General features: G+C 66.4%; 25 protein-coding genes. 4 read left to right on the top strand and 21 right to left on the bottom strand.

Annotated elements, in window-relative coordinates; all coding sequences use genetic code 11:
• Positions 1-258: 258 nt before the first annotated feature.
• From BOX37_RS28405 to BOX37_RS28390, 4 genes are all read right to left on the bottom strand, one after another.
• Positions 259-606, bottom strand: coding sequence for a hypothetical protein (locus BOX37_RS28405; RefSeq protein ID WP_071930289.1), 348 nt, complete (start codon positions 604-606; stop codon positions 259-261).
• 169 nt (positions 607-775) lie between these two features.
• Positions 776-1,267, bottom strand: coding sequence for a hypothetical protein (locus BOX37_RS28400; protein WP_071930288.1), 492 nt, complete (start codon positions 1,265-1,267; stop codon positions 776-778).
• A gap of 50 nt (positions 1,268-1,317) precedes the next feature.
• Positions 1,318-1,743 (bottom strand): hypothetical protein, encoded by a 426-nt coding sequence (locus BOX37_RS28395; protein WP_071930287.1) that lies wholly within the window; start codon positions 1,741-1,743, stop codon positions 1,318-1,320.
• Positions 1,744-1,828: 85 nt separating this feature from the next.
• Positions 1,829-2,662 (bottom strand): hypothetical protein, encoded by an 834-nt coding sequence (locus BOX37_RS28390; protein WP_071930286.1) that lies wholly within the window; start codon positions 2,660-2,662, stop codon positions 1,829-1,831.
• Between the two features lie 22 nt (positions 2,663-2,684).
• Here BOX37_RS28390 and BOX37_RS28385 point away from each other — a divergent pair, with 22 nt between their 5' ends.
• On the top strand, positions 2,685-3,329 hold the full coding sequence (locus tag BOX37_RS28385; RefSeq protein ID WP_071930285.1) for a hypothetical protein: 645 nt from the start codon (positions 2,685-2,687) through the stop codon (positions 3,327-3,329).
• Positions 3,330-3,841: 512 nt separating this feature from the next.
• Here BOX37_RS28385 and BOX37_RS28380 read toward each other — a convergent pair.
• Together BOX37_RS28380 and BOX37_RS28375 are read right to left on the bottom strand one after the other, a co-directional pair.
• The gene (locus tag BOX37_RS28380; RefSeq protein ID WP_071930284.1) at positions 3,842-4,414 is read right to left on the bottom strand and encodes a single-stranded DNA-binding protein; all 573 of its coding nucleotides are present in this window, start codon (positions 4,412-4,414) and stop codon (positions 3,842-3,844) included.
• Positions 4,415-4,513: 99 nt separating this feature from the next.
• Entirely contained in the window at positions 4,514-5,659 is a 1,146-nt protein-coding gene (locus tag BOX37_RS28375; protein WP_084760261.1) for a DUF4192 domain-containing protein, read from the bottom strand.
• A 164-nt stretch (positions 5,660-5,823) separates the two neighbouring features.
• On the opposite strand from BOX37_RS28375, the gene BOX37_RS28370 reads away from it, so the two are divergent.
• Positions 5,824-6,447, top strand: coding sequence for a hypothetical protein (locus BOX37_RS28370; RefSeq protein WP_071930282.1), 624 nt, complete (start codon positions 5,824-5,826; stop codon positions 6,445-6,447).
• Positions 6,448-6,833: 386 nt separating this feature from the next.
• On the opposite strand, the gene BOX37_RS28365 is transcribed toward BOX37_RS28370, so the two are convergent.
• Positions 6,834-8,561 carry a ParB/RepB/Spo0J family partition protein gene (locus tag BOX37_RS28365; protein ID WP_071930281.1) on the bottom strand — a complete coding sequence of 576 codons (1,728 nt, stop codon included), beginning with the start codon at positions 8,559-8,561 and terminating at the stop codon, positions 6,834-6,836.
• An 81-nt stretch (positions 8,562-8,642) separates the two neighbouring features.
• Entirely contained in the window at positions 8,643-8,927 is a 285-nt protein-coding gene (locus tag BOX37_RS28360; RefSeq protein ID WP_071930280.1) for a hypothetical protein, read from the bottom strand.
• 153 nt (positions 8,928-9,080) lie between these two features.
• Between BOX37_RS28360 and ligD the strand changes: the two genes are divergently transcribed.
• Both ligD and BOX37_RS28350 read left to right on the top strand, forming a co-directional pair.
• Positions 9,081-10,040 (top strand): non-homologous end-joining DNA ligase, encoded by a 960-nt coding sequence (gene ligD / locus BOX37_RS28355; RefSeq protein WP_071930279.1) that lies wholly within the window; start codon positions 9,081-9,083, stop codon positions 10,038-10,040.
• A 203-nt stretch (positions 10,041-10,243) separates the two neighbouring features.
• Positions 10,244-11,356, top strand: coding sequence for a hypothetical protein (locus BOX37_RS28350; protein ID WP_071930278.1), 1,113 nt, complete (start codon positions 10,244-10,246; stop codon positions 11,354-11,356).
• A gap of 367 nt (positions 11,357-11,723) precedes the next feature.
• Here the strand turns inward: BOX37_RS28350 and BOX37_RS28345 are convergent, their stop codons facing one another.
• From BOX37_RS28345 to BOX37_RS28280, 13 genes are all read right to left on the bottom strand, one after another.
• Positions 11,724-11,972, bottom strand: coding sequence for a hypothetical protein (locus tag BOX37_RS28345; RefSeq protein ID WP_156910593.1), 249 nt, complete (start codon positions 11,970-11,972; stop codon positions 11,724-11,726).
• 116 nt (positions 11,973-12,088) lie between these two features.
• Positions 12,089-12,268: a hypothetical protein gene (locus BOX37_RS28340; RefSeq protein ID WP_071930276.1), complete on the bottom strand. Its 180-nt coding sequence runs from the start codon at positions 12,266-12,268 to the stop codon at positions 12,089-12,091.
• A gap of 82 nt (positions 12,269-12,350) precedes the next feature.
• Positions 12,351-12,806, bottom strand: coding sequence for a DUF3085 domain-containing protein (locus BOX37_RS28335; protein ID WP_071930275.1), 456 nt, complete (start codon positions 12,804-12,806; stop codon positions 12,351-12,353).
• A gap of 1,116 nt (positions 12,807-13,922) precedes the next feature.
• On the bottom strand, positions 13,923-14,309 hold the full coding sequence (locus tag BOX37_RS34430) for a hypothetical protein (protein WP_156910591.1): 387 nt from the start codon (positions 14,307-14,309) through the stop codon (positions 13,923-13,925).
• 458 nt (positions 14,310-14,767) lie between these two features.
• A complete protein-coding gene (locus BOX37_RS28320; RefSeq protein ID WP_156910590.1) occupies positions 14,768-15,298 on the bottom strand; it encodes a hypothetical protein in 531 nt (176 codons plus the stop codon).
• Between the two features lie 131 nt (positions 15,299-15,429).
• Positions 15,430-15,774: a hypothetical protein gene (locus BOX37_RS28315; RefSeq protein ID WP_071930272.1), complete on the bottom strand. Its 345-nt coding sequence runs from the start codon at positions 15,772-15,774 to the stop codon at positions 15,430-15,432.
• Complete coding sequence (locus BOX37_RS28310) at positions 15,771-16,250, bottom strand: hypothetical protein (protein WP_071930271.1); 480 nt, start codon at positions 16,248-16,250, stop codon at positions 15,771-15,773. Before BOX37_RS28310 ends, BOX37_RS28315 begins: the two co-directional genes overlap by 4 nt.
• Positions 16,247-16,582: a hypothetical protein gene (locus tag BOX37_RS28305; protein ID WP_071930270.1), complete on the bottom strand. Its 336-nt coding sequence runs from the start codon at positions 16,580-16,582 to the stop codon at positions 16,247-16,249. Before BOX37_RS28305 ends, BOX37_RS28310 begins: the two co-directional genes overlap by 4 nt.
• Positions 16,583-16,634: 52 nt before the next feature.
• Entirely contained in the window at positions 16,635-17,414 is a 780-nt protein-coding gene (locus BOX37_RS28300; protein ID WP_071930269.1) for a class II glutamine amidotransferase, read from the bottom strand.
• Positions 17,402-18,655, bottom strand: coding sequence for an amidoligase family protein (locus tag BOX37_RS28295; RefSeq protein ID WP_071930268.1), 1,254 nt, complete (start codon positions 18,653-18,655; stop codon positions 17,402-17,404). The genes BOX37_RS28300 and BOX37_RS28295 overlap by 13 nt, the downstream gene beginning before the upstream one ends.
• An 83-nt stretch (positions 18,656-18,738) precedes the next feature.
• Positions 18,739-19,479 carry a class II glutamine amidotransferase domain-containing protein gene (locus tag BOX37_RS28290; RefSeq protein WP_240505086.1) on the bottom strand — a complete coding sequence of 247 codons (741 nt, stop codon included), beginning with the start codon at positions 19,477-19,479 and terminating at the stop codon, positions 18,739-18,741.
• A gap of 38 nt (positions 19,480-19,517) precedes the next feature.
• Positions 19,518-20,732, bottom strand: coding sequence for a hypothetical protein (locus tag BOX37_RS28285; RefSeq protein WP_240505085.1), 1,215 nt, complete (start codon positions 20,730-20,732; stop codon positions 19,518-19,520).
• A 98-nt stretch (positions 20,733-20,830) separates the two neighbouring features.
• Positions 20,831-21,406: a hypothetical protein gene (locus BOX37_RS28280; protein ID WP_071930266.1), complete on the bottom strand. Its 576-nt coding sequence runs from the start codon at positions 21,404-21,406 to the stop codon at positions 20,831-20,833.
• Positions 21,407-21,419: the final 13 nt, after the last annotated feature.

Here is a 21,419-nt window from a genome sequence, read left to right as displayed (position 1 = left end):
ACGCTGGACAACTATCGACACGGGCGTTATCGGATCGGTACCGAGATGCCAGATGTCTGCTTGTTAAAGGGGCAAAGAGAAGCGAGGGGAGGTGTGTGGGAGCGCGAAAGAGGGAGTGTGAGTTGTTCGCTGAGAGGTGCGGCTGAGGGCGAGCAAGGGGGTGATGAAGCAGAGGCGGGTGCGGCGGGCTACGGAAGAGCGATTCGGGTGGGATGAAACCCTGTGGAACAGGGTTGATCCCACCCGCCGCCGGGCAGCTCAGTCCGGCCGGGCGATCGGCTCCCAGCCGATCGCCGCGCAGGCGTAGTGGCGGGGCCCGAGCGCGACGACGTCGCCGACCGACAGAGAACGACGCCCGCCGCGGTACCAGCGGTCGGTGAGGTGTTCGTCGCCGGGTTCGGGGTGGTCGTTGAGTGCGTCGAAGATCCGGCCGAGCACGACGTCGTCGGGACCGCCGGTGTCGCGGGCGAAGACTCGCTCCAACAAGGCGGTGTCAGCGAGGCGAGGTGTGAGATCGAGATCGAACCGATCGGCGAGAGTCACTGCGGTACCGCGGGTGTAGCCGGTGAGCATCGCGAGTGGGTCGTTGGCGAGATAGACGGTCACGAGAACCGATCGCTGCGGGTGTCGTGCACGGGCAGCGACGAGGCCGAGTCGTGTGAGACAGCGGCGGGATCGGTGGAACACGAATACCTCCGGTGGGAGTGGAATGGGTGGGACACCACCTCGCTGTCCGGCGACGGTGCGGGCGTGTGCGGTGGGAGGCTGCGCTGGGTCAGACGAACCAAGCGCGGAACTGGATTTCGGTGTATCCGGTGGGCGCGGTGTCAGCGACGCTGATGCGTTGGCGCGCCCAGGACCCGATCAAGCCGTGCTCGTCTTCGAGGTAGCCCTCACCACCTTCGACGGTGAGGGCGGCCAGGGGATGGGCCTCGTCCTCGGTCACGGACTCGTCTTGGAGGTACACGCGCCGGTCGTGGTTGATCAGGTACGTGCCGAGCGCGACATCGGGGACCGGCGTCTCCGGTAGCGAGTTGGAGAGCTCGTGGAGGTTGGCGGGTGGCTCGGTGCCAGGTTCAGGATCGGCGTACTCGCCCACCCAGACGATGCGAGTCGGCGTCATGAGGATTTGTGCGACGTCGGAGACGAACCAGAGGTCTCGTCGGGCGGCGTGCTCGGCGAGTTTGTAGAAGATCCCTGGACCGAGGTGGCCGATAACTGTGTCGGAATCCGCGGCAAGGAAGACGGGTTTGAAGTGTTGGCCCATGGTGGTTCGCCTTTCGGATCGCGCGTGGATGCAGTGGTGAGAGCTGGGCGTCAGCCGGGCGGTAGGACGTGCAGCCACCCGAGCGCGGTGCAGGCGTAGTGGCGTGGGCCCAGGGCGACGATGTCTCCGACCATCAGGCGGCGGCGCTCGGGGCTGTAGCCGCGGCGGGTGCGATGGTCGTAGGTGCCGGGCAGTCCGTCGCGTGCAGCATTGGCGTGCTCGGACACCGCCCGATCGTCGAAGCTGGGCTCGAAGATGTTGTGCAGGATCTCGACGTCGGTATCGCGCGCTGAGACGTTGATGACGAAACGGTCGGTGAGGACCAGGGTCATGCCGGGCGGGCACCCGCGAAGCATGGCGTGCGGTTCGGTAGCCAGATACACGGTCACACAGAGTTGCCGCAGCGCGGAGACGATCGGTTGTTGTCGGCGGCGGACACGAGCGTGATGGGCACGGCCGAACATGAGCGCCTCCATGAGTGGACGATCGGCTGGGGCACCCAAGTTGCGTGGTGCCCCAGCCGACTACGGGAATGGGAAAGCGAGTGGGTCAGGGGCGAGGTCAGGCAGCGGTACTGTTCCGCGCCGCGGGCACGTACAGGCCGAGGTAGACCCGGCACTGGGTGCAGAACCCGTCGTCGTGGACGGGCAGGTACTGGGTGCAGCCCTCGCACTTGCCCGCACGTTGGCCGGGCGGCAGCACCTGAGCTCGTCGGCGCGGCGTGGACTGCACCGACGCGGGCTCGTCGTCGGTGTCGGTGAGGGTCGGTGCGCCGGGCAGGTCCGGATGCGTGGCGAGGAATCCGTCGACGACGTGGATCAGCCATTCGGGTGCCCGCTGGCGTACCTCGGCGATCAGCGCCCGTGCTGCGTCGGGGTAGTGCTCGGCGAAGTAGGTGCAGTACGCGGTCGCGAGTTCGGACAGTTCGAAGCCGTTCGCGAGTGTGGGCAACCCTGTGCGGTTGTCGCTGCGGCAGTAGTCACACAGTCCGTCGTCGGAGCGCAGCAGTGCGTTACGGGTGTGGAGGGGGCGTTGGTCGGTGGCGGCGCGTTCGACGAAGCACGACACGCACCGCCACCCGGCGACCGGGTTCATGGCGGTGCGGAAGTCATCGAGCCCGTTGCCCTGGAACAGGTAGGAGTCGCGGCGGTCCGAGCGCGAGCCCAGTCCGGTGCGTCGCTCGGCCCACAGCAACGAGTGCTCGTGCGATTTCACCGGAGCGCCGGCCTCGGCGCGGTCGAGATCGTGTTGGTCGGCGACGAACGCACAGTACTGGTGATCCCAGATCGCGTCGGAGACTTCGGTGGGCAGCGGTGCACGCTCGCCAGGGCGGCGCGGTGTCCAGCCCGGCGCGGTCCCGGTGAACCGGACACCACGCGCGACCAGTTCGGCCATGCGTTGCCGCAGCCGGGCTTGGTTGTCGATTTTCGGTGTCGACGAACAACGACTCGGCGACGTAGTCGGTCACCTCGAACGGTTCGGCTTCGGCGGGGCGTCGTTTGCCGCGCGCACCGACACGGGCACGGATCTGCTCGGGCCGCAGCCTGGAAGCATCAACCGCGCGGGAGGCGGGCATCGTCAGGCGGGGCAACGGGTTGCGCCACATACGGATCGACTGACGCGGCATCTCGGCGGCGAGGAGTTGGACGTGGAGCTTGGCGAACTCGTCGGCCGCGGTGGCATCGGGGTCGGAGTTTGCTTTGGCCCGGGCTTCCAAGATCTGGGCGAGGTCGTGGTCGGCGTGGGAGTGCAGGACCGGGTCGGTATCTGGGACCAACCGCACCAACCGTTCGCGCTCGAGGTCGTCACCGCCAGCCCACCGCGCGCGCAACCGGCGCAACGCTGCATCGCATGGGTAGAGGGTGAAGACCTCGACCATGTAGTCGAGCACGTCCCAGTCGGCGTCGGTCGCCAACTCGAGTGCGGCGCGGAACGCACGCTTGGCGGCGCGACGGTCACGCTCGAAGGTGAGCTCGATCGCGGAGATCGCATCGAGGAACGCCGCCGTGCTCGGTTCCGGCACTGGTGCGGCGGCGGGATCGGGCTCAGCGGTGGGATGTGAGTCGCCGGTGGCGACCGCGGCCGAGGTGACGAGTGTCGGACCGACGAAAGTGGTCGGGTGGTTTTCGGGCTCGGCGAGGTCAGTGGCAACGGCGGCAGGGGAGTGAGGGGCGACGAGAACGGACACAGTAGATCTCCTGACTAGGACGAGAGTTTCGACGGCACCCGGGCGCGCTGGAACTGCCACGCTTTTCGCAACAAAGAGGGTGCCGGGCTGGGGTGGGCCCAGCCGAGGGCTACCGACCAGGACCGTGGGCGACACGACGGCGGGAACGCGCCTGGGCGTGCGGAAACGAATTCCCCGCGCGAACCGCGAAACCGGAGGTCTGCGCTGGTGGTGGCGCGGGGAATTCGTTTGTGCCGGGCGCGGGCCCGACGGCGTGGCGCACGCGGTCCTGGTAGCCCTCGATCGGCTGGGCCCACCCCAGACCGTCACCCGGACCCACCACCTTCCTCCCCGCTCGCCGACAGTCCGCCGCCCCCTGATCGGATGCGGTCAGGAGACCGGCGCGCTCAGAACGGTGGCTCGCCGAAACCTGCACCAGCACCGGCGAGTACGGGCGTCTCCCACGACTCCCGACCGTCACTACGAGTGGTGGAGTCACTGGCCCACGGATCCGCGGCCCCGCTTGCCATGGCGGTCTCGGTGCTCGAACGGGTGGTGGATGTCGTGGAGTCGCGCTGGCCGAACCCACCACTGCGAGGGCCGTTGCCGGTTTCGCCGGTCGTGCGGGTGACTTTCGCGCGGGCGAAACGCAAGCTGGGCCCGAGTTCGTCGACCTCGAGCTCGTAGACGGTGCGCTTGTCGCCGTCGCGGGTTTCGTAGCTGCGCTGCTTGAGCCTTCCCCACACCAAGACCCGCGCGCCCTTGACCAGTGACTCCGCGGCATTTTCCGCGGCGTCTCGCCACAGGTTGCACCGCAGGAACAACGGGTCACCGTCGCGCCACTGGTTGGAGGTGCGGTCGAAGTAGCGCGGTGTGGAAGCGACGGTGAAGTGCGCGACCGCCACACCCGAAGGTGTGAAAGTCAGCTCGACCTCGGAGGACAGGTTGCCTATCAGGGGCAGTGTGGGTTCGCCGGGCATGGTCGGACCTTTCTGATCGTGAGGATGAGTCGAAGACGGGACGTAGTCCGCGAGGCGTCGGAGTCCACAGGTGTTGAGTGCGGATCTGACGCTGGCGGGTCAGGTGATGTCGATGCCGAGATTGGCCGCGATCGAAATACCGGCTTCGGCCATGCCCTGAATCTTCTCGGGGGGCAGGTGCTCGTCGAGTGCGATCGCCAGCAGTTGCGCTATGGCGTGGGTCGGCTCAGCGTCGAGGGCGGTGGCAATGGCGATCCCGGCGAGCACGGTGTTGGCGTGGTGGTAGGAGCTGTAGGCGAACAAGGTGGCGGCCTCGGCGCGGTCGAGACCGTCGGTCGCCGACGCGATCTGGCGCCACAGTGCCTCGGCCGCGCCGTGGTGCTCGCTGCGGGCGAGGCCGTACATGATGTCGCGGATAGTCCTGTCTCGCAGCAGCGCGGCGACCATGGCGAGATCCTGCGGGCTGGGCCGCTTTTCTTCCGCGGTGCTGACCTGAGACAGGACCCACAGGATGCGGTCACGTCGGTGATCGCGCACGCGGTCGGGGGTGCGTGCGGCGGCGAGGTCGTCGCGGTAGCGGACAACGGCCCAACCGCGGTAGGGCCAAACCTGCTGGGCCAGGACCGGGTCCGAGTCGAGCAGGTCGGTGAGTTCGTGTCGGGCGGCGTAGATCGGGTGGCCGTCCAGGACCCGAGCGAACGCGACCGTGGAGGCGCGAGGGTCACTCACGGTGCCATCGCGGCCGCGATGGAACAGGTCCTGGTATTCGACATCGGTCGCGATCTGGGTGACCCACCAGGCGTGGCTGGGCTCGATCCCTGCTTGGGAGAGGTGGCGCAGTAGATGTTCGGCGTTGGTGGATCCGGTCGGGCGGTCGTCGATGACGACGACGATCGTGGAACTGGTGTTCCGGCACTGGCGTACCGATTCCAGCAGGCGTGCCAGACCACGGGCCTCGGCCGGGTCGGCGGCGGAGTCGATGTCGAACCGGGTTAGCGCACCGATCACCTGGACATCGTCCTTGTCGGGGTGGGTGCCGAGCGACGCCACTACCAGTGACAGGGTGGGACAGAATCCGAGCATGCCCGGGATCGCAGCGATCAATTCCCCGGGGTCCGCGACGTGGCGGACGGCGACTTTGTCATCTGCCGGATCCAGGTTCGGGGCAGACTCATCGAGCGCAGATGCATGGTCTTCGTCATAGGCTTCCACGACAGGTCCCTTTCGGACTCGAGGCGAGGACATTTCGAACAGAAATCCGCCGGGGCGTCGGGAACACCCGCTCAGGCGGCGAACCGGGTCAATACCGACGGGTCCGCGCCTGCAACATGCGTCGTAGCCAGGTCAGTCGGGCCGGGCACCGGACGAAAGAATCGGGCGGCGCCGCCTATCGTTGGCCCTGCTCGGCTATGGTCGGGGTTCTGTGGGTATCAACCGAGGGAGCGGTGATGGCGGGCGGGGAATCAGCGAGCAGCGGTGGGACCGATCCCGGTGGGTTCGAGGCGGTAGCGGTGCGCCGTCTCGAGTCGTCAACCCAGCAGATGCGGTGGGCTCAGGAAGACATCGAGGGATTCTTCGTCGTGGTGCCGCGGCGTTGGTGGCGTCGAACACCCTCGCAGCGTGAGCGGTCTCGATCCGTGGAACAAGCCTGCCGTGCTCTGGTCGATGTCTCTGGTGACCTACTGGTGTTCGGACTGCGTTCCGAGCTCGCGCTCCAGGCGGCTACCGCCGCCACGAATTGTTTGGCGGGTGCATTCGGTCGAACCCAGATCGCCGACTTCATCGCCGAGTTGACGATCACCGAGGCAGCAGCGCGCCCCGATGTGTCGATGCCGTGGCCGCCAGCGCAACTCGAACAGGTGCTGCGCGAATCGGCGCACCTTGCGCGGCGCGTTCTCACCGCAACCCAGCAGATCGTCACCGATCCCGGGACTTCCACGGACGTGGTCGCGGCCCTGCAGCATCTCCCGTTGCTACTCAGGGGGCTCGAGGAACAGTATGTTTCGCTGGCCGAGAAGGTCCACACCACCTGAGCGCCATTCCTGCCCGGCTGTGCGGTGAGAGGACCGCGGTTTTTCCGAGGTGAACCGCAGTTGTGCTCGCTACTGCCGGGTCGACGTGGCCGGAGGAGCCTGCGCTCGCGGTGGCCACGTCGACCGGCAATCACTGCGTCGCTGCGCAGTCAACGACCCAGCATCAGTCATTCGCAGTCGTCGCCTTGCTGGATCGGCACCGCCGAGCACCTGTTCTCCGCGTCGTCGACGTATGAAAGTTACTCAGCTGCACAATATTCCGCCGCTGGCGCCACAGGAATCAGCGGCAAGCGCGGGTACGGGAATGTCGCTATGGTGAAGCGGTGTCCCGGTCCAACCCCTTCGGACCGGGGCACCGCCCACCTGTGGCTCTGCTGGACCCCAAGTCAGGCGGCGAGAGCTTCGACTGTCTCGACCGCGACGGCTCCCGGGTTGTCGAGATCGATGTCGTTGTAGTCGATCTCGCGGGTGATGGCGCGTTCGACGTCGACGAGCGCGAAGCCTTTCCTCGTGCCGAGCTCGGCGAGAAAGTTCAGGTACCGGGCCGCCCCGGACGGCGGTCTGCGCCAGGAGTCCTTCTCGATCTGCGACTCGAGGGCACCCAAGACCAATGCGAGCACGATCACCCACGCCCGCCCCGTCGTCGCCGCACCGATCTTCTCCGTGACTTCGCCGGTGCTGGTAACGCCCAACAGTTTGTGTGTCGTGGTCGAGGCACCCCAGCTCGAGAGCAACCCTGGTTCCCGGTTCAGCGACGAAGCGACGAACGCTGCGGTTCCGGGTGGGGCGGAGCGCGCGGCGAGCAGCTCGGTCAGGAACTCGATGCGGCGGATCTTGGCGGCCGAGCCCTGCTTGTTCAACTCGATCACCCGCCGCCGCGCCGCCCGCGCCGCCTCCCGGTCGGCCTGCTCGGTGTCGGCCGCGTCGAGGGGATCGTCGGCACGGTCGACCGTGGGTTCGGGGACAGGGAGCTGGAGTCCGCTGGCGGGCAGGTGTTCGGCGAGCAGGTAGTAGGTGGGAAGCCACCGTTCTCGGGTCACCAGCCCGTGCGCGCTGCGCAATCCCTCACCGGGCTCGACATCCGGGTCGGTGGCGTCCCAGTCGACGGTGTCGGGATCGACGAGCTCACCGGTGTCGGCGGCGACGAGATCAGCGTCGCTGTCGTCGACCACAACATAGACCGCCCACCGATGAGCGTCCGCGTAGATCTCGGTCTCGGTCACCGGCTCACCCTCACTCGTGACAAGGCCGGTAGCCGGAATCAGGTTCGTCAGTTCGGTGGCGAGGTCAGGGTCCTCGGTCAGGACACCGAATCCGCTTGCGGCGTAGGGCAGTGCCGCGGCCAACCGGGCACGGGTAGCGGTGCGCTCCTCTTCGATCAAGGTGGCGCGATATCGGAAGTCGATGCGGGGGAAGTTGAGCTGGGTCACGGCGTTGGTGTCGCCGAGCGCTTCGTAGTGCGCGATCGTCTCGAGGTGAGCGAGCGAGTACTGGGAGTCGTCGAGCAACCGTCGTGCGGTGGCGGATCGACCGATCACCCCGGCGGTGCGGATCTTGGCGTGCTCGGTCTGCAACCCTTCGGCGATGCGGGTCACGCTCGCGCCGAGGTCGAGCATCAACGCGACACCGCCGGCACGGTCGGCATCGGTGATCGGGATGCGCCGGTCGTTGAGATTGAGCTGGCGCAGCGCGCGGGTGATCCGGCGTTCGGTGATGTCGATGCTGGTGTCGACGTCGGTGATCCACACCGGCACCGTGCCGACTCCTTCCGCGGCGGCGATCAGGGTGCGGACCTGGCCGTCGAGGACGTGCAGGCTGCCGTCGGTCTCGCGCTCGACCAAGACCGGTGCCTGAACACCGAACGCCCGGATCGAGGCGGCTTGCTTCGGGTGTTCGGCCGGGTCGAACTCCTGGCGGATGTTCTCCCCGATCACCAGCTCACGAGGATCACGGAAACCCGCCTCCGCGTTGAGCGGTGGGCCCGCCTCCAGAGCGGTGTCCGGCGAATGAGTTGCGTCGGTGTCGGGGTTGTCCTCAGCGTCGCGTGGATTGGGTTCGATCTGCTTGGTCTCGGTGAGGTCGTGGGTGCCGGGCTCGGCCAGGGTGGCGGGCATGGTGTTCCTTTCCGCAAGAACGAAACCAGCGCGCCCACGGAGCGGGTGGGCGCGCTGGTCAGGTGAGGGTGTGGGACAGAGTCAGGCGGTGCGGCGACGGGCGGCACGAGCGACGTTGACCGGCCGCAGACGCAGCACGACACCGTCGCTGTCGCCGATGTAAGTCCAGTGCCGTCCCCTCCATCGGGGGTGGTCCGCGCGCCATCGAGTGATCGTCCCCTCGTCGGGCAGGGTGCTGATCGGCCCGGCGGTGCCCAGGTGTTCGCGTCGGACGAACTCCGCGCGCTCGATCGAGTCGACAACGTCCGGTGCGGTGGTGGTTGCTGGGTCGGTCGGGGATGGGATTTCGGTGGTGGCTGTGGGCATGACGGACCTCCTGAGTGTTGAGGGGATTCTCGGTTTCGAACCGGTGGGGGGTTGACCTGCGGTGTCGCGACATCCGAGAGCGTCAACCGGGGTTTATGCTGAATGTTTGCTGACGGTGTCCATGGGGACTGATCAGGTGATGGCGAGGTCTGGATGACCCGATTGCCGCACTACGCCGCGATGCTGGCCACGGCGGGCCAACTGCCCGTCGACGATGGCCGCTGGGGCTATGAAATGAAATATGACGGAATCCGGGCTATCGCATATGTCGATGACGGGCTGCGCCTCGAGTCGCGCAATGGCAATGACATCACCGTCGCGTGGCCCGAGCTCACCGGGCTGGCTCCGGCCGAGCCCGGTTTCGTGGTCGATGGGGAGATCGTGATCGAACACGCGGGCCGGTCCTCGTTTCAGGCGTTGGCGCCGCGGATGCATCAACGCAACCCGGCCACGATCCGGGCGCTGGCGGAAACGACTCCGGCGACCTATATGATCTTCGACCTGCTCCACATCGGTGACCGTTCATTGATCGAGTTGCCCTACGCCCAGCGGCGCGAACTCCTTGAGCGCATCGGGTTGGCTGGACCGCATTGGCGGATCCCGCATCTGTTACCGGGCCCGGCCGCTGACGCTCTGGCGGTTTCTAAAGAGCTGGGGGCCGAGGGCATCATCTGCAAACGGCGCGAAAGCTGGTACCTGCCCGGCCAACGCAGTCCCGCCTGGACCAAGATCAAGAACGTCAGTCATCAAGAGGTCGTGGTGATCGGATGGAAGACCGGAGCGGGTCGGCGCGCGGGACAGATCGGGTCACTGCTGGTCGCGGTGCCCGATGACCGGGGCAGCCTCGAATACGCCGGTAGCGTCGGGACCGGGTTCACCGCCGCGATGCTCGCCGATCTGCGTGAACGCCTTACTCCGCTGCAACAGCCGGACCCGCCGATCCCCGGCCTCGGGCCCACCCCGGACGCAGTGGCCTGGGTCAGGCCGGCGTTGATCGGGGAGGTGGCGTTCACCGAATGGACCGGCGACGGCCGGTTGCGGCATCCCAGCTGGCGAGGGCTGCGGCTGGACAAGGATCTCGACGAGATCGAAACTCCGACCGGGCGGCCGTGAGGCTGTGCCGAGACCAGTACGACGCCGAACGGGTTCTGAGGGCGAGACGTCTTTGCCCTCCGCGTGCCGGGATAGCAGCTCGCCGATTCGATCACTTCTCCGCGCACCCGTTCCGGGCGCCTGGTCCTCACTCTGTGAGGGCTCGGTTCAAAATTGGGAGTTCGGCGTGACATGCCTAGGTCGGCGTATGCGAAACTGGCTCGATGGCATTCGATCTCGCGGAATCCGCGCGTCGGCTCATCATCGAGCGCGCCGGCCAGGATCTGCTCGTTCGGCTGCTAAAAGAGATGCTCGACCACGCCGCCGCGCCGATGTCGCTCGGCCTTAACATCTTTCCGCGCGTCGAGCAGGTGAACGCACAGATCCTTCACCGTCTCGAAGGTATCGCCGAACTGCTCGACGAGGATCTGCGCTGTGAGCTGGTCCACCGGTTCTGGGACTACTCTCCGGAGCAGGCCCTGATCGTAGCCGCGGTGACTGCGGACTATTTTGCGATCCCGGACTCCATCCTGGCCCGGGGCGACCCAAAGAGTCGACTGTTCGCCCAGCATCCGACGCTTCACGCCAAACTCGACAAGCACGGATTGCTCCCACTGACAGTAGGCAATGCCGAGGCACAGATCCTTGTCGTCGGGTCGGACGCGATTCACTACCACCAGCTGCTGCGCCGCGACTTCATCGGGAACATCAACGACACGCTCGTCCAGGAGCTGCTGAATACTGCGGCGGCGCCGGGTAACACCGGACGAATCGCCGTCGACGAACGTAGGCTCACGACAGTCAAATGCTGGAAGGCGTTCATCGAGAAGGACTACTACTACGGACCGCGCCGGTTGGCCTCGACCGCGCAGCTCGACGACCCGCAAGAGGTCGGCACCACGGTGATGTGGGACCCGCAGGCACCGGGCCTGCGCCACAGCTACAGCCGAACCATCGCCCACTGGGAAATGCGTGCGGGCGATCAAGGAGCGGAAAAGCACTTTCAGGCCGAAGAACGAGTAGCCGACGGGCACGGCCGCGTCGGTGGTCGAGTGCTGATCCGGTATCTGCACGCGATCCGGGATCCGAGTACACAGACATTCCTGCACTGCGACGGCGCGGTGAAGTTGTTCACCGAAGCCGGCTACGCGGCCCTGCTCCGGCGGGAAGCATCGGGCAGCTACGGTGTTCATGTCACCAAGACCGCGACTTATCGGAAAGTGTTCCGCGTCGACGGCGCCGTCACGACCGAGCAGTGGGCCAGGCTCATGGCCCTCTGGTTCCGAGGCAACACGTTGATCGTGGAGTACCTCGAGGGGGCTGGCGCTGAAACGTGAGTCAGCCAGGTTTGTCGGCGGCTTGCGCCCCCGCTTTCGGTTTGATCACACCGCCAGAGTTCGCGGACCTGCATCACTTGACGGTCGGTGCGTGGAGGGGCTGCTGCCGCTGCATCGTGTAGCGAGTAACGCTGTCGGGTGAGGAAGTGATCCGAAGTGGTGTCGGTTCGCGGCGCATCAGTGGTCGTGGCGGGCTCGTATGGGACGATCGTGTGAGGTTCGTGCCAGCCTGTCACAGCGAGTGCATTCCCGGTTTACTTGACCACCTACCCAGTCTTGTCGATGGCCGACCGTCGCTCGGCACTGCGAACGATGCGGGTGGTGCGGTGAGCGTGAGGGTGGACCGGCACAGCACCAGCGACGACGGTCAGTACGGCTGGTCATTCCAATAGTCGAGCGGTGGGGGCGGGCTTTCCGCTGCCGCGAGCATGTCACGCATGCGGTTTAGCACGGCTGCCGATGATTCGCCGGGAGTGAATCCGACGTGCGGCATAGCGAGGATGTCGAGCACGGCGCGCACGTCCCGAAGGCTCGGCGGGTTCGACGATTCGGCGACCACGCGACGGTGCACGTTTTCTGCGGTGATGTCGGTGTCGGGCTCGATCTGATCGATCACCAACGCCACGATCGCGGCCTGCTCAGCGGGGATCGGATCGCCATCATCGGGGACCACGGTGATCAGCGTAGTCCGATACCCGGGATCGATCCGGTACGGCTGCCGCGGTGCGTGGTTCAGTCGTCGGCGGTCACCATCAACGCTGTTGAGGCTGGCCACGGGTATGTGCCCGGGGTGTCGTCGACGGCTTCGACGAGTACCCGCTCGGGATCGCCCAGGTAGTCGACTTCGAGCACCTTGAACACCGTTGCACCATTGGGGTGTAATCGCACCCGCGCACCAACCTCGAACCTCATAGGGACAAGCTAACCGGATCGACGAAGCAGTTAATCCACCGCATACTCCTCGGTCCGTTTCGGTGGTCGGCTGAGATGGCTATCAGTCGAACGGTGCGGCAGCCGAGCGGAAACTGAGATAGTAGGTACCGCCGGGAAACACGTTCAGGAGCAGGAACCCGCCGCGGGGGGCGTGGTGGCGGATCAGCTCGATGAAGCTGACGCCGTCTTGCTCGGCGGTGAGGGAGATGTATTCGGCGAAGTCGTCGCCGCCGACCGCGGTGTCGGTGAAGTTGAAGTAGCTGTCGTAGCCGAGCGCGTACACCACCTGCGAGGAGCCGTCGGGTTTGGCGGGGTCGGCCAGTAGCCGTGGTACCCCGTTCGAGAGCAGGTAGGTGCCCTGGTCTTTGGCCCACACCAAAGCTGGTGGGACGGGGTTGGGTTTGTCGTCGTCCCAGGTGGGCCAGGAATGTTCGGTCGCGGCCATCGCGTGTTCGGCGAGCGTGCTGACCTGGTTCAGTGGGAACCGCAACTCGAATTCGCCGATGTGTGTGCCCATGGTCGTCCCTTCTGTCGGTGGGTGATTGAAGTACGCAGTGGCGGGCTTGGGGTACGCCGGCCGGAGCCGCCATCGAGATGGCACGCTCTGCCGATGCCTTCGAGGCATGCTCGACGGACGGTAGGGACCAAGGCGCGTGATGGTGGGCCGTGGAGGTGGAGCAGGACCAACCCCGGACGAGTCGCTGAGACCGGGTAGATCGACCCGCCGGTGCTGCGGACCGCCGGTTCTGAGATGGCCGAGATCGACTGCCGCGCGATGCCCTGGTGCCGTTGTTCATCGTCTTGATCACAGGACGGCGGTCCCGGTTATAGAGCGGCGATCATGGCTTCGTGCCCGACCCGGCATTCGGAAAAGTGAGGCGGCCGCAGTGTCGTCGAAACCCACGCCCCCGAGCTGCGGCAGATCAGCAAAACCGCTGAGTGACCGGCAGTTCGACGTCCCGGAGCCTGAGCGGGGCCCATAGTCCTGCGTGCGGTCCGATCAGTGTCGCGAAGAAGTAGACGGGTTCTGCGGGGACAGTGCGTGCTGGGGGCACCACTGTTCGACCGGGAGGCGCCCCTGACCGTTCCCTGTGGGCACGGTGAAGGCCACGAGCCCGAGCCAGGTCCCGTCGGCGACCCTGGCCCAGGCACGTAGGAGACCAGGTGTGGTGTCCGCCAGCCGTAGGCCGCCTCGGCGAATGCCCAGGCGAACCTTGTTCACACCGAAGTGCGCAGGTCGGGTCACGATCGCGGTACCGAGCTCGACGGTGACCGGCAGCGGTGGATCGACGATCCGCCACATAGGTGATGTGGGGTCCTGCGGCCAGGAGGCGAACAACGACGACGAGCTGTTCACTGTGGGCCCTGCCGATAGTTCTGACACCCGATCGGCGACTGCGATTGCCAGAACCGGTCCACGGCCACAGCCACAGCGACGCGTGGCAGGCCGGCGTCGAGGGTTTGCCGACGGACCGTGGCCGGGGTGGCTGCGGTCCATTCCGGTGGCGTCGGGGTCATGTTCGGCACGTTACCCGTGTTCGAACAAACTTTCGATAGCGAGGTTCGCGGTCGAAGTAGTTGTGGTTGTCCACAGGGATATCCACAACATGTGGATACTTTGCGAGTGCGGGGTTCAGGTGATGTGGCGGCGCGCGCAGTCGATGACATCCCACAGGGCGGCGTCGGGTAGCCCGTACAGGTCGGCGAGCTGCACGGCAGTGACAGCGATCGCGACGACATCCCACGGCCGGACCGTAGGCAATCGCTCGTCGAGTGGGTGTGCGTGCGGGCGCAACCGTTCGAGGGTGTCGACCTGTCCGGCGCTGAGCACGTCCTCGCCGTAGCGGTCGTAGAGCTCTACCGCGATCGAGATCAACTGCGAGGTGGTGACCGGGGCGATCGCCGCGGCGACGTCGGTACTCTCGGTCATTTCTGCGGCGATGTCGGCCAGGGTCTGTGCCTGGTTCCAGCCATCGAGAAACTGCCGCATGATGTCGGCCGCGCCGCCCCCGACCGCCATCCCCGCGATCGCCTCGCGCACATGAGAGTTCAGGGCGGGGGCCGCTGGCTCCCCGCTAGCGTGAGCGTCTTGTCCGACCTGGGCCCAGTCGATCGGGGCCGCCTGCAGTAGTGAGCCCGGAGCAGGATGGTCTGCGCAGGTGCACCTGAAGGCGCCGCACCGGGCCGGTCGCCCGGTGGAATGCTCGGCGGTGTGGCCGCACGAGCACAGGGGCGAAGGGGAGTGTTCGTGGTCGACCGGATCGAACTGGTGGACGTTGTTGTTCTCATCGACCCACTGTGGTGGCGGCAGCACACCGACGGCCCAGTCCGCTTGCAACGGCGCGATCGGTGCCTGGCATGTCGCGCACCGTTGATCGTAGGAACGCAGTGCTGGCGAGGCCCGCTGGTCACGAGCACAGTGCTCGTCGGTCACGGGTTCTCCATCCATTTGTTTGCCGAAGGCGCTGACCGCGCCGGTCAACGGCGACTCGGTGCCGTCGATGACGCCGGATCGGTCGGGAGCCAGGGATTGTTGTCAGCGAATTCGCCGAGTGCCAGGTTGTTCCACAGCTTTCGAGCGGCGACGATTTTGGCGAGGATGTCCATCCACTCGGTGTCGCGGCCGTCGGGTGCGGGGTCGCGGACCTTGCGCAGCCGCAGCAGCGGCACTCTGCGAAGCGCGATTCCGGTTGCGGCGGGCCCGGATTCGTCGGCGGGCACGGTGAATACGCGGTAGTCGTCGAACCGGATCCAGGCTTCGTACCAGGCTTCGGCGGGTTTGCCTTCACGGCCCTGGGTGGCATCGTTGTCTTCGGTAGATGTCCAAAACCGGCAACGGCAACGTGGGTCAGCGCACCGGTTGAGCGGGCTGCCGCCGCAGGGGTTGTAGCGGTCGACGTGCCCGGCCAGCATGACGCAGGCCCGCCGGCTGTACCAAGCACATTCAGGATGTAAGGCCGGCTCAACGGCCACACCGCGCTGGTAGTCCGAAGGGCGGATCATCAGCACCAAGGTCGCGTCGAGCGGTTCACCGCACACCTGGCACCGCTTGTTGTGCAGCACCTCGCCCCGGCGCTGCGCGTCGATCCGGCCCCAGATCGGTCGGGTCCGATCCCGGTGGGCCAGCGTGATGTAGGGGACTACGAGCCCCGCCGAGACCGGCGCGTGCGCCAACCGCGCGGGAATCGGAACACGCTCGGCCGCAGGGGCTCGGGCAGCGGGGCGGCGGGGTTTGTTGGGCACGTGGTCCTCGGATCTGTCGGTCCGACAACAGGTTCGGTGTCGTCGGTGCGAACGGGGTGGGCGACCAGGACCACCGTGGTGGCCTGGTCGGGGGTGAACGGGGTCTCGATGCGGACGTGGATCAGCGTGACCAGCGACCCGACGGTGGGTGTGCCGCTGTTCCACGGCAGGTAACGGTCTTCGTCGAGGGCGGGCATCTGGGCGCGCATCCACGCGGTGAGCTCACCCACGTGGGCGATCACGATGCCCAGCGTTTCCCGGTGTGGGGGTCGTGGTCATAGACCGGCACCACAGTGGGTGCGCCGACGCGTACGGTGACCGAGTTCGACAGGACTGCTTCCTCACCGCCTGCGGCCCACCACCCCGGTGCGATGACCCACCGGTCATCCCCGTCACGGTGGGCGGGGACCAGCCGCCAGCTGATCCCGGTCTTGGCGATCCCGAACGGGTCTGGACCCCACCGGGTTTCGCGGGCACCGTCAGCGGTGATGGTGTCGATCGCGGTGGCGTGTTCGATCCGCACCAATGCCATCACCGGTAGGTGATCGGTGGCGGATTCGATGTCACCGAACACCGCGAGCGAGGTGCCCGCGGCCGGTGAGTTGGCGAACGCGGCGTGCCAGCCGATGACCATGACCTCGCGTGCGGGGTCGGGGATAGGGTGCAGGCGTGCGGTCCAGCGGGAGGGCTCGGCCGCGCCGAGCGCTGTAGTGCTCACAACAGCCCCAGTTCGCCGTCGGTGGTGGGGCGTTGTTGCTGTACGGATTCGATGAACCGCAACGGCACGATGACCGCCTCGCCGGAGTCGGTGGCCAGGCTGGCGTGGCGGGCGTGGACGGTGTCCACGCTCAACCGCGGCATCAGGTGTCCACCGCGGGTGCGGAGCGTGACCGACCGGTCGTGATGGCGTGCCTCGTGCAGTGCGGCCACCACCAGCGTCGACTCGACCGAAGCGGTTGCGGGGTCAACTGCCGGTCCGGTACCCCGCAGTTGGGTGAGTGCGGCGCGTAACCGGTACCGCAGCGGAGGCGTGGTCAGTGGATGCGTCATCGTGGGGGGTTCCTTCGCGCAGAGCTCTACTCGGAGCAAGAAGTGGTGGGGGTCAGGCAGTTTCGAATTCGATGTCGGCGAGGAGGTCGGCGTAGCGGTCGGACTCGTCGGGGTAGGCGCAGGTGCAGCGCGGGTAGGGCCGCTGGCATTGCACGCAGAAGCCGCAGTTGAGGCAGTGCGGTCCGTCGGTGTCTTCGAGCTCGATGAGGCAGTTGTCGCAGTAGCCGTCGTCGGAGCTGTAGTCATAGACCACGCCGTGGGGAAAGCGGCCGAGGTCGTAGGTGTGGTTGGAGTACCAGGACCCGTCGCGCCAGTGCCCGCGCTGCTCGTTGAAGATGTAGGCGGGGTGCTTGTAGGCGGGATCGACAGTGAGGATCACGGCTTTGTCGGTGTCGAGCCAGCGTTCGAATCGGGTACGCCCGGTCCAGGAATCCAACGACCCGAACGGCAACCGAGGCAGGAAGTCCTCGGCCGCGATCCGGGTATCGGAGCGGTCGTCACCTTCGAGCGGGTGGACGTGCTCGGGCAAGATCCCGTTATGGGCCAGCACACTGCGCTTGTCTCCGCCGATCGCGAAGGGGTGACAGTTCGCGGTGGTCTGTTTGCCGTGGGTGGCGAAGCGGGAGTGAAACAACGCCGGACCGTCCGGGAAAAGCATGCGGGCCTGGGCGAATTCGGTGATCGTGATCTTGGGATCGAGCCCGTGCCCGACGACGAGCCGGTCCCCGGCGTGGACAGCCCACCCGTGCCCGTGCGGATTGGCCTCGGCCCCGGCGGCGAGAGCGTCGTAGTCGGGCACGATGCCCGGTTTGATGAAGGTCAGGATGCACATGCGAGGTCCTCCTCCTGGTTGCCGGTGGACACACCCGATCCGGTCGCGCCGAGTGCGGTCAGCTCCGCGGTCAACGCCGCGTATTCCGGTCGCGCGGCGACCCATGCGGTGAATGTGGCCCATTCCCATCCCCGGTTTCGGGTGATGTCGTGGGCGCGCAGGGTGCGGGTGTATTCCGCGGAGGCGTGGGCGAAACCGAGTGCGGCTTGGACCTGTTGGCGCTGGAGCGAGCTGGCGAAGATCCGCAGCTCGAAGGTGTGCGGGGGCCGGGTGTTGACGGCGTGGTACCGGCCCCACCCGCGGCCGCCGTGCGCGAGCTCTCTCGCTTTTTCGCGGATGTCGGGATGAAAGCCCGCCCACTCCGAATCTCGCCGCCGCGCGAGCGTGCTGACGTCGTCTTCATTGCGGTAGACGAGTTTGAGCCAGCGGTAGATGTGGGCGGGGGAGTCGAACCCGGCGCGCGAGAGGTGGACGTGGATACCGACTCCGTCGTCGGTGTAGCAGCCCAGCAACCGCAACCGTGACAGCACCGACCACGGAAACTTCGTGATCGCGTAGTCGTAACTCATCGGGTGGGTGACCAGCTCGAATCCGCAGCTGATCGAGCCGTCGTGCTTGAGGTAGGCCACACGTCCGAGCTGGTCGTTGGCGGTCTCGACCGAGTCGTCGAAACCGTGCGGGGTGGTGCGGAGTTCGAGCTCGAGGCCCAGGAACAGCGGGCCGGTCCCGTGGAAGATCGGGCGCGGGGTGTACTCGGAGTCGTGGACCAGTGAATGGTCGGGTCGGTAGCAGTCGTCGCAGTAGTCCTCGCGGCCTCGGATGAGGGTCTCGCACCGGTCGCACTCGCGGTAGTCCTGGCGGCACTCCGCGCAGACGTCGCGTTCGTCGTTGATCGAGACGGGTTCGGCGACGGCGAAGTTGCAGTCGTCGCAGGTGGAATATGCTTCGGCGCAGGATTCGCAGACATCGCCACCGGAGAGGATCGCGATGTTGTAGCGGGTGTAGCGCATGCAGTCGTCGCAGACACTGAACGCCGATCGGCAACCGGCACATCGGTAGTCGTCATCAGTGGTCAACGCGGTGTCACGGACCGGCAGATCACAGCCCGCGCACAGCTCGAGATCGGTGACGCAACCCGAGCAGAACCGTTCGTGTTCAGCGGTGTCGACCAACTCCGAGAGCGGGTACCGGGTGGAACAGGCCTCGCACTCGGCGAGGTCGACCAGGACAGCAGTGGGCATCGAATTCCTTCCCTGAAAACGACGAAAGCCCGCACCGACGGGGTGCAGGCTGATGCGAAAAATGTTGTGAGTCAGTAGGTCCGCTATGTGGCCGGTGTGGTCGGGGGACGCACTGCGGGCAGGGCCAGCGGGCGGTTGAGGGCGCGGGAACGGTGGCGTGTGCTGTGGGCGCGGGGTTGGCGGCATTCGCAGTGCGGGAACCGGTTTTCGCAGGCGAAGCACCACCCGCACTTGGTGCAGTAGCGGCCCACCCGGTACAGGTCGATGTCGTCACAGCCGTCGCAGACATACCGCTTCGGATAGCGCTGGCTCAACGGCAGGTAGCTCGAGTTCGAATACCAGATACCGTTGTCCCACTGGCCTTTCGATTCCCCGAACAGGTACACCTGCTGATCGAAAGCCGGGTCGACGGTGAAGATCAGCAGCTTCGACGACCCCAACCAGGACTCGAGCCCGCGGAATCCGCGGTAGGTGTCGATCGACCCGAACGGCTCGGAAGGCAGGTAATCCTCAGCGGCGATGCGGGTATCGGAACGCCAGTCATACGGGCCGGGATGCACCCGTTTGGGCAGCACACCGTTGTGCGCCAACACCGTTCGCGGGTCACCAGCGACGCGGAAAGGGTGGCAGTTATCGACGGTGCGAATGCCGTGGGTGGCATAGCGCGAGTGAAACAGTGCCGGACCTCGCGGATGCTGAGCTCGGACACGGGCGAACAGGTCGATCACCTCCTCGGCGTGCATACCGTGCCCGGTCACGATCACCTGCCCGGCGATGACCGCGAACCCATGCCCGTGCGGATTCGACTCGGCACCGTTCCGCAACGCAATCGGGTCCGGCGCTACTGAGGCGGGGATGAAGGTCAGGAGGCACACAGCAAAGCCCCCTCTTCACGGGTCAGGTCGGCAAGTTCGGCAACCAAGGGCGCATATTCGAGGCGATGAGTCAGCCAGTCGGTGAACCGCTCCCAGTCCCAACCGCCGGCCAAGATCTGGGGGATGGTGAGATCGGCGGTGTAGCGGATGGAGGCCTCGGTGAACGCCAATGCAGCCTGCACCGCGCGGGTTTCGAGGGAACTGGCGAAGACCCGCAGCTCCAGGGTGTCGCGGGGGTGGGGGTTGATCGCCTGATACCGCGGCAACCCGACCGCGTTACGGCAACCTTTCGCGAGGTGCTTCGCGCGGGCACGGGTTGCGGGTTCGAACGGGGCGTAGTGGCTGGTGCGCCGGGCCAGCATCGAGACCTGGTCCTGGTTGCGGTAAACCAGCTTCATCCACCGGAAGATGTGGGCGGGCCCGGTGAACCCGGCCCGGGACGCGTGGACATGCAAACCGACACCGGTGTCGGTTTCGCACCCCAGTCGGGCGAGGTCGTCGAGGAGCTGCCAGGGGAACTCGGTGAGGGCGTATTGGTAGGTCATCGGGTGGGACACGATCTCGAAACCCGATGGCCGGATGGAGGAATCGCGCTTCAAATAGCCAAGCGAGCCGAGCGCGTCGGTCGCGGTAGCGATCGCGTCGTCGAAGCGGTCCTCGGGCACGATGATTTCCAGCTCCAGCCCGAGGAACAGCGGGCCGGTGCCGTGGAAGATCGGGTCGGGTCGGTAGGTGTAGTTCCACAGCGCGTGCGGCTGAGCGCACCGATCGCAGCCGCGGCGCCCGCAGATCAGCGTGCCGCAGTCGCGGCATGACCGCTGCAAGCGTGCGCACGCTGGGCAGGCGCGCTGGTTGCCGACGACGTAGCGGCTGTTCAGGGTGTAGCGCTCGCATTGGAAGCACTGGTCATAGAGCTGGTGTGCGCAGATCCCGCACACGAATCCGCCGGTGTCGACGGGCAACCGTGTGAACGTGGCTTCCGCGCAGGACGCGCACGGGTGCAACCTCGTGATGCAGGTCGAACACAGCGGTCCTGCTTCGGCGGTCTCGGTCAGGGCGATCGAGCGGGTACCGCAGCGGCGGCACTGTGCGCAGGTCAGCGCGCAGCGTGGGCAGACCTGTCCGCCGTCGACGTCGACGTGGATGTCGGGCTCACGGGATCGACAGATCCCGCACGGGTCGAGCAGATCGAGTTCGGGCACAGCAAACAACCCCTTCTGAAACGGCGAACGCCGCACCCGAAACCCGGGTGCGGCGTAAAAATTCAGAACGAAAAGCGGCAGGAAGACGGAGGCGCAGGTCAGGCGGCGCGTGCGGAGGCAAAGCGGCAGCCGGCCGGTTCGCCGAGGTGGCGACCCTCGCAGGCAACCAACGTCAGCACACGTGAGGGCATCGCGAGCTTGCGACGGGCGATGGCTTCAAACTCATCGATCCCGCTGGCACTGATGGCTTCGTAGTGCCCGTCAAGGTCCACGATCGGCCCGCCCAGATCAGGCAGTCCTGCGCGGCGCCACATCCGCAAGTACAAGCCGAACGCGGGGGTGTTCAACGGCGTCACGAGGCTGGCCCGCATCAGCAACAACACAACCTCCACCGAGGTCCCGGGCTTGGTCAAGACGCCGGCCGCGACCCGCTCGATCAGCTCCCGGGCATGGGCCCGATAGATGAACTCGGTGGCCATCCGTTCGTGAGTCGCGGTCAACAACGAAAAGCTGTGATGCAACACGTCAGCGACATCGGGATGCCGCTGTTGCGCTCGGCGGATCTCGTCTTCGGCCCAGTCCTGCTGCGCCAGTGTCGCTGTGAGGGTCTTGGTGAACTCGGGTCCCGCAATCTCGCGGAGTATCGGTTCGAATCTGCTGAGCACGTGAGTCATTGGTGTCCCTTCT

It is taken from the genome of Nocardia mangyaensis, from assembly GCF_001886715.1.
In the GTDB taxonomy this organism is placed as follows: Bacteria; Actinomycetota; Actinomycetes; order Mycobacteriales; family Mycobacteriaceae; genus Nocardia; species Nocardia mangyaensis.
The sequence above is the reverse complement of the archived record's forward strand: the minus strand, read 5'-3'. Positions and strand labels throughout refer to the sequence as shown.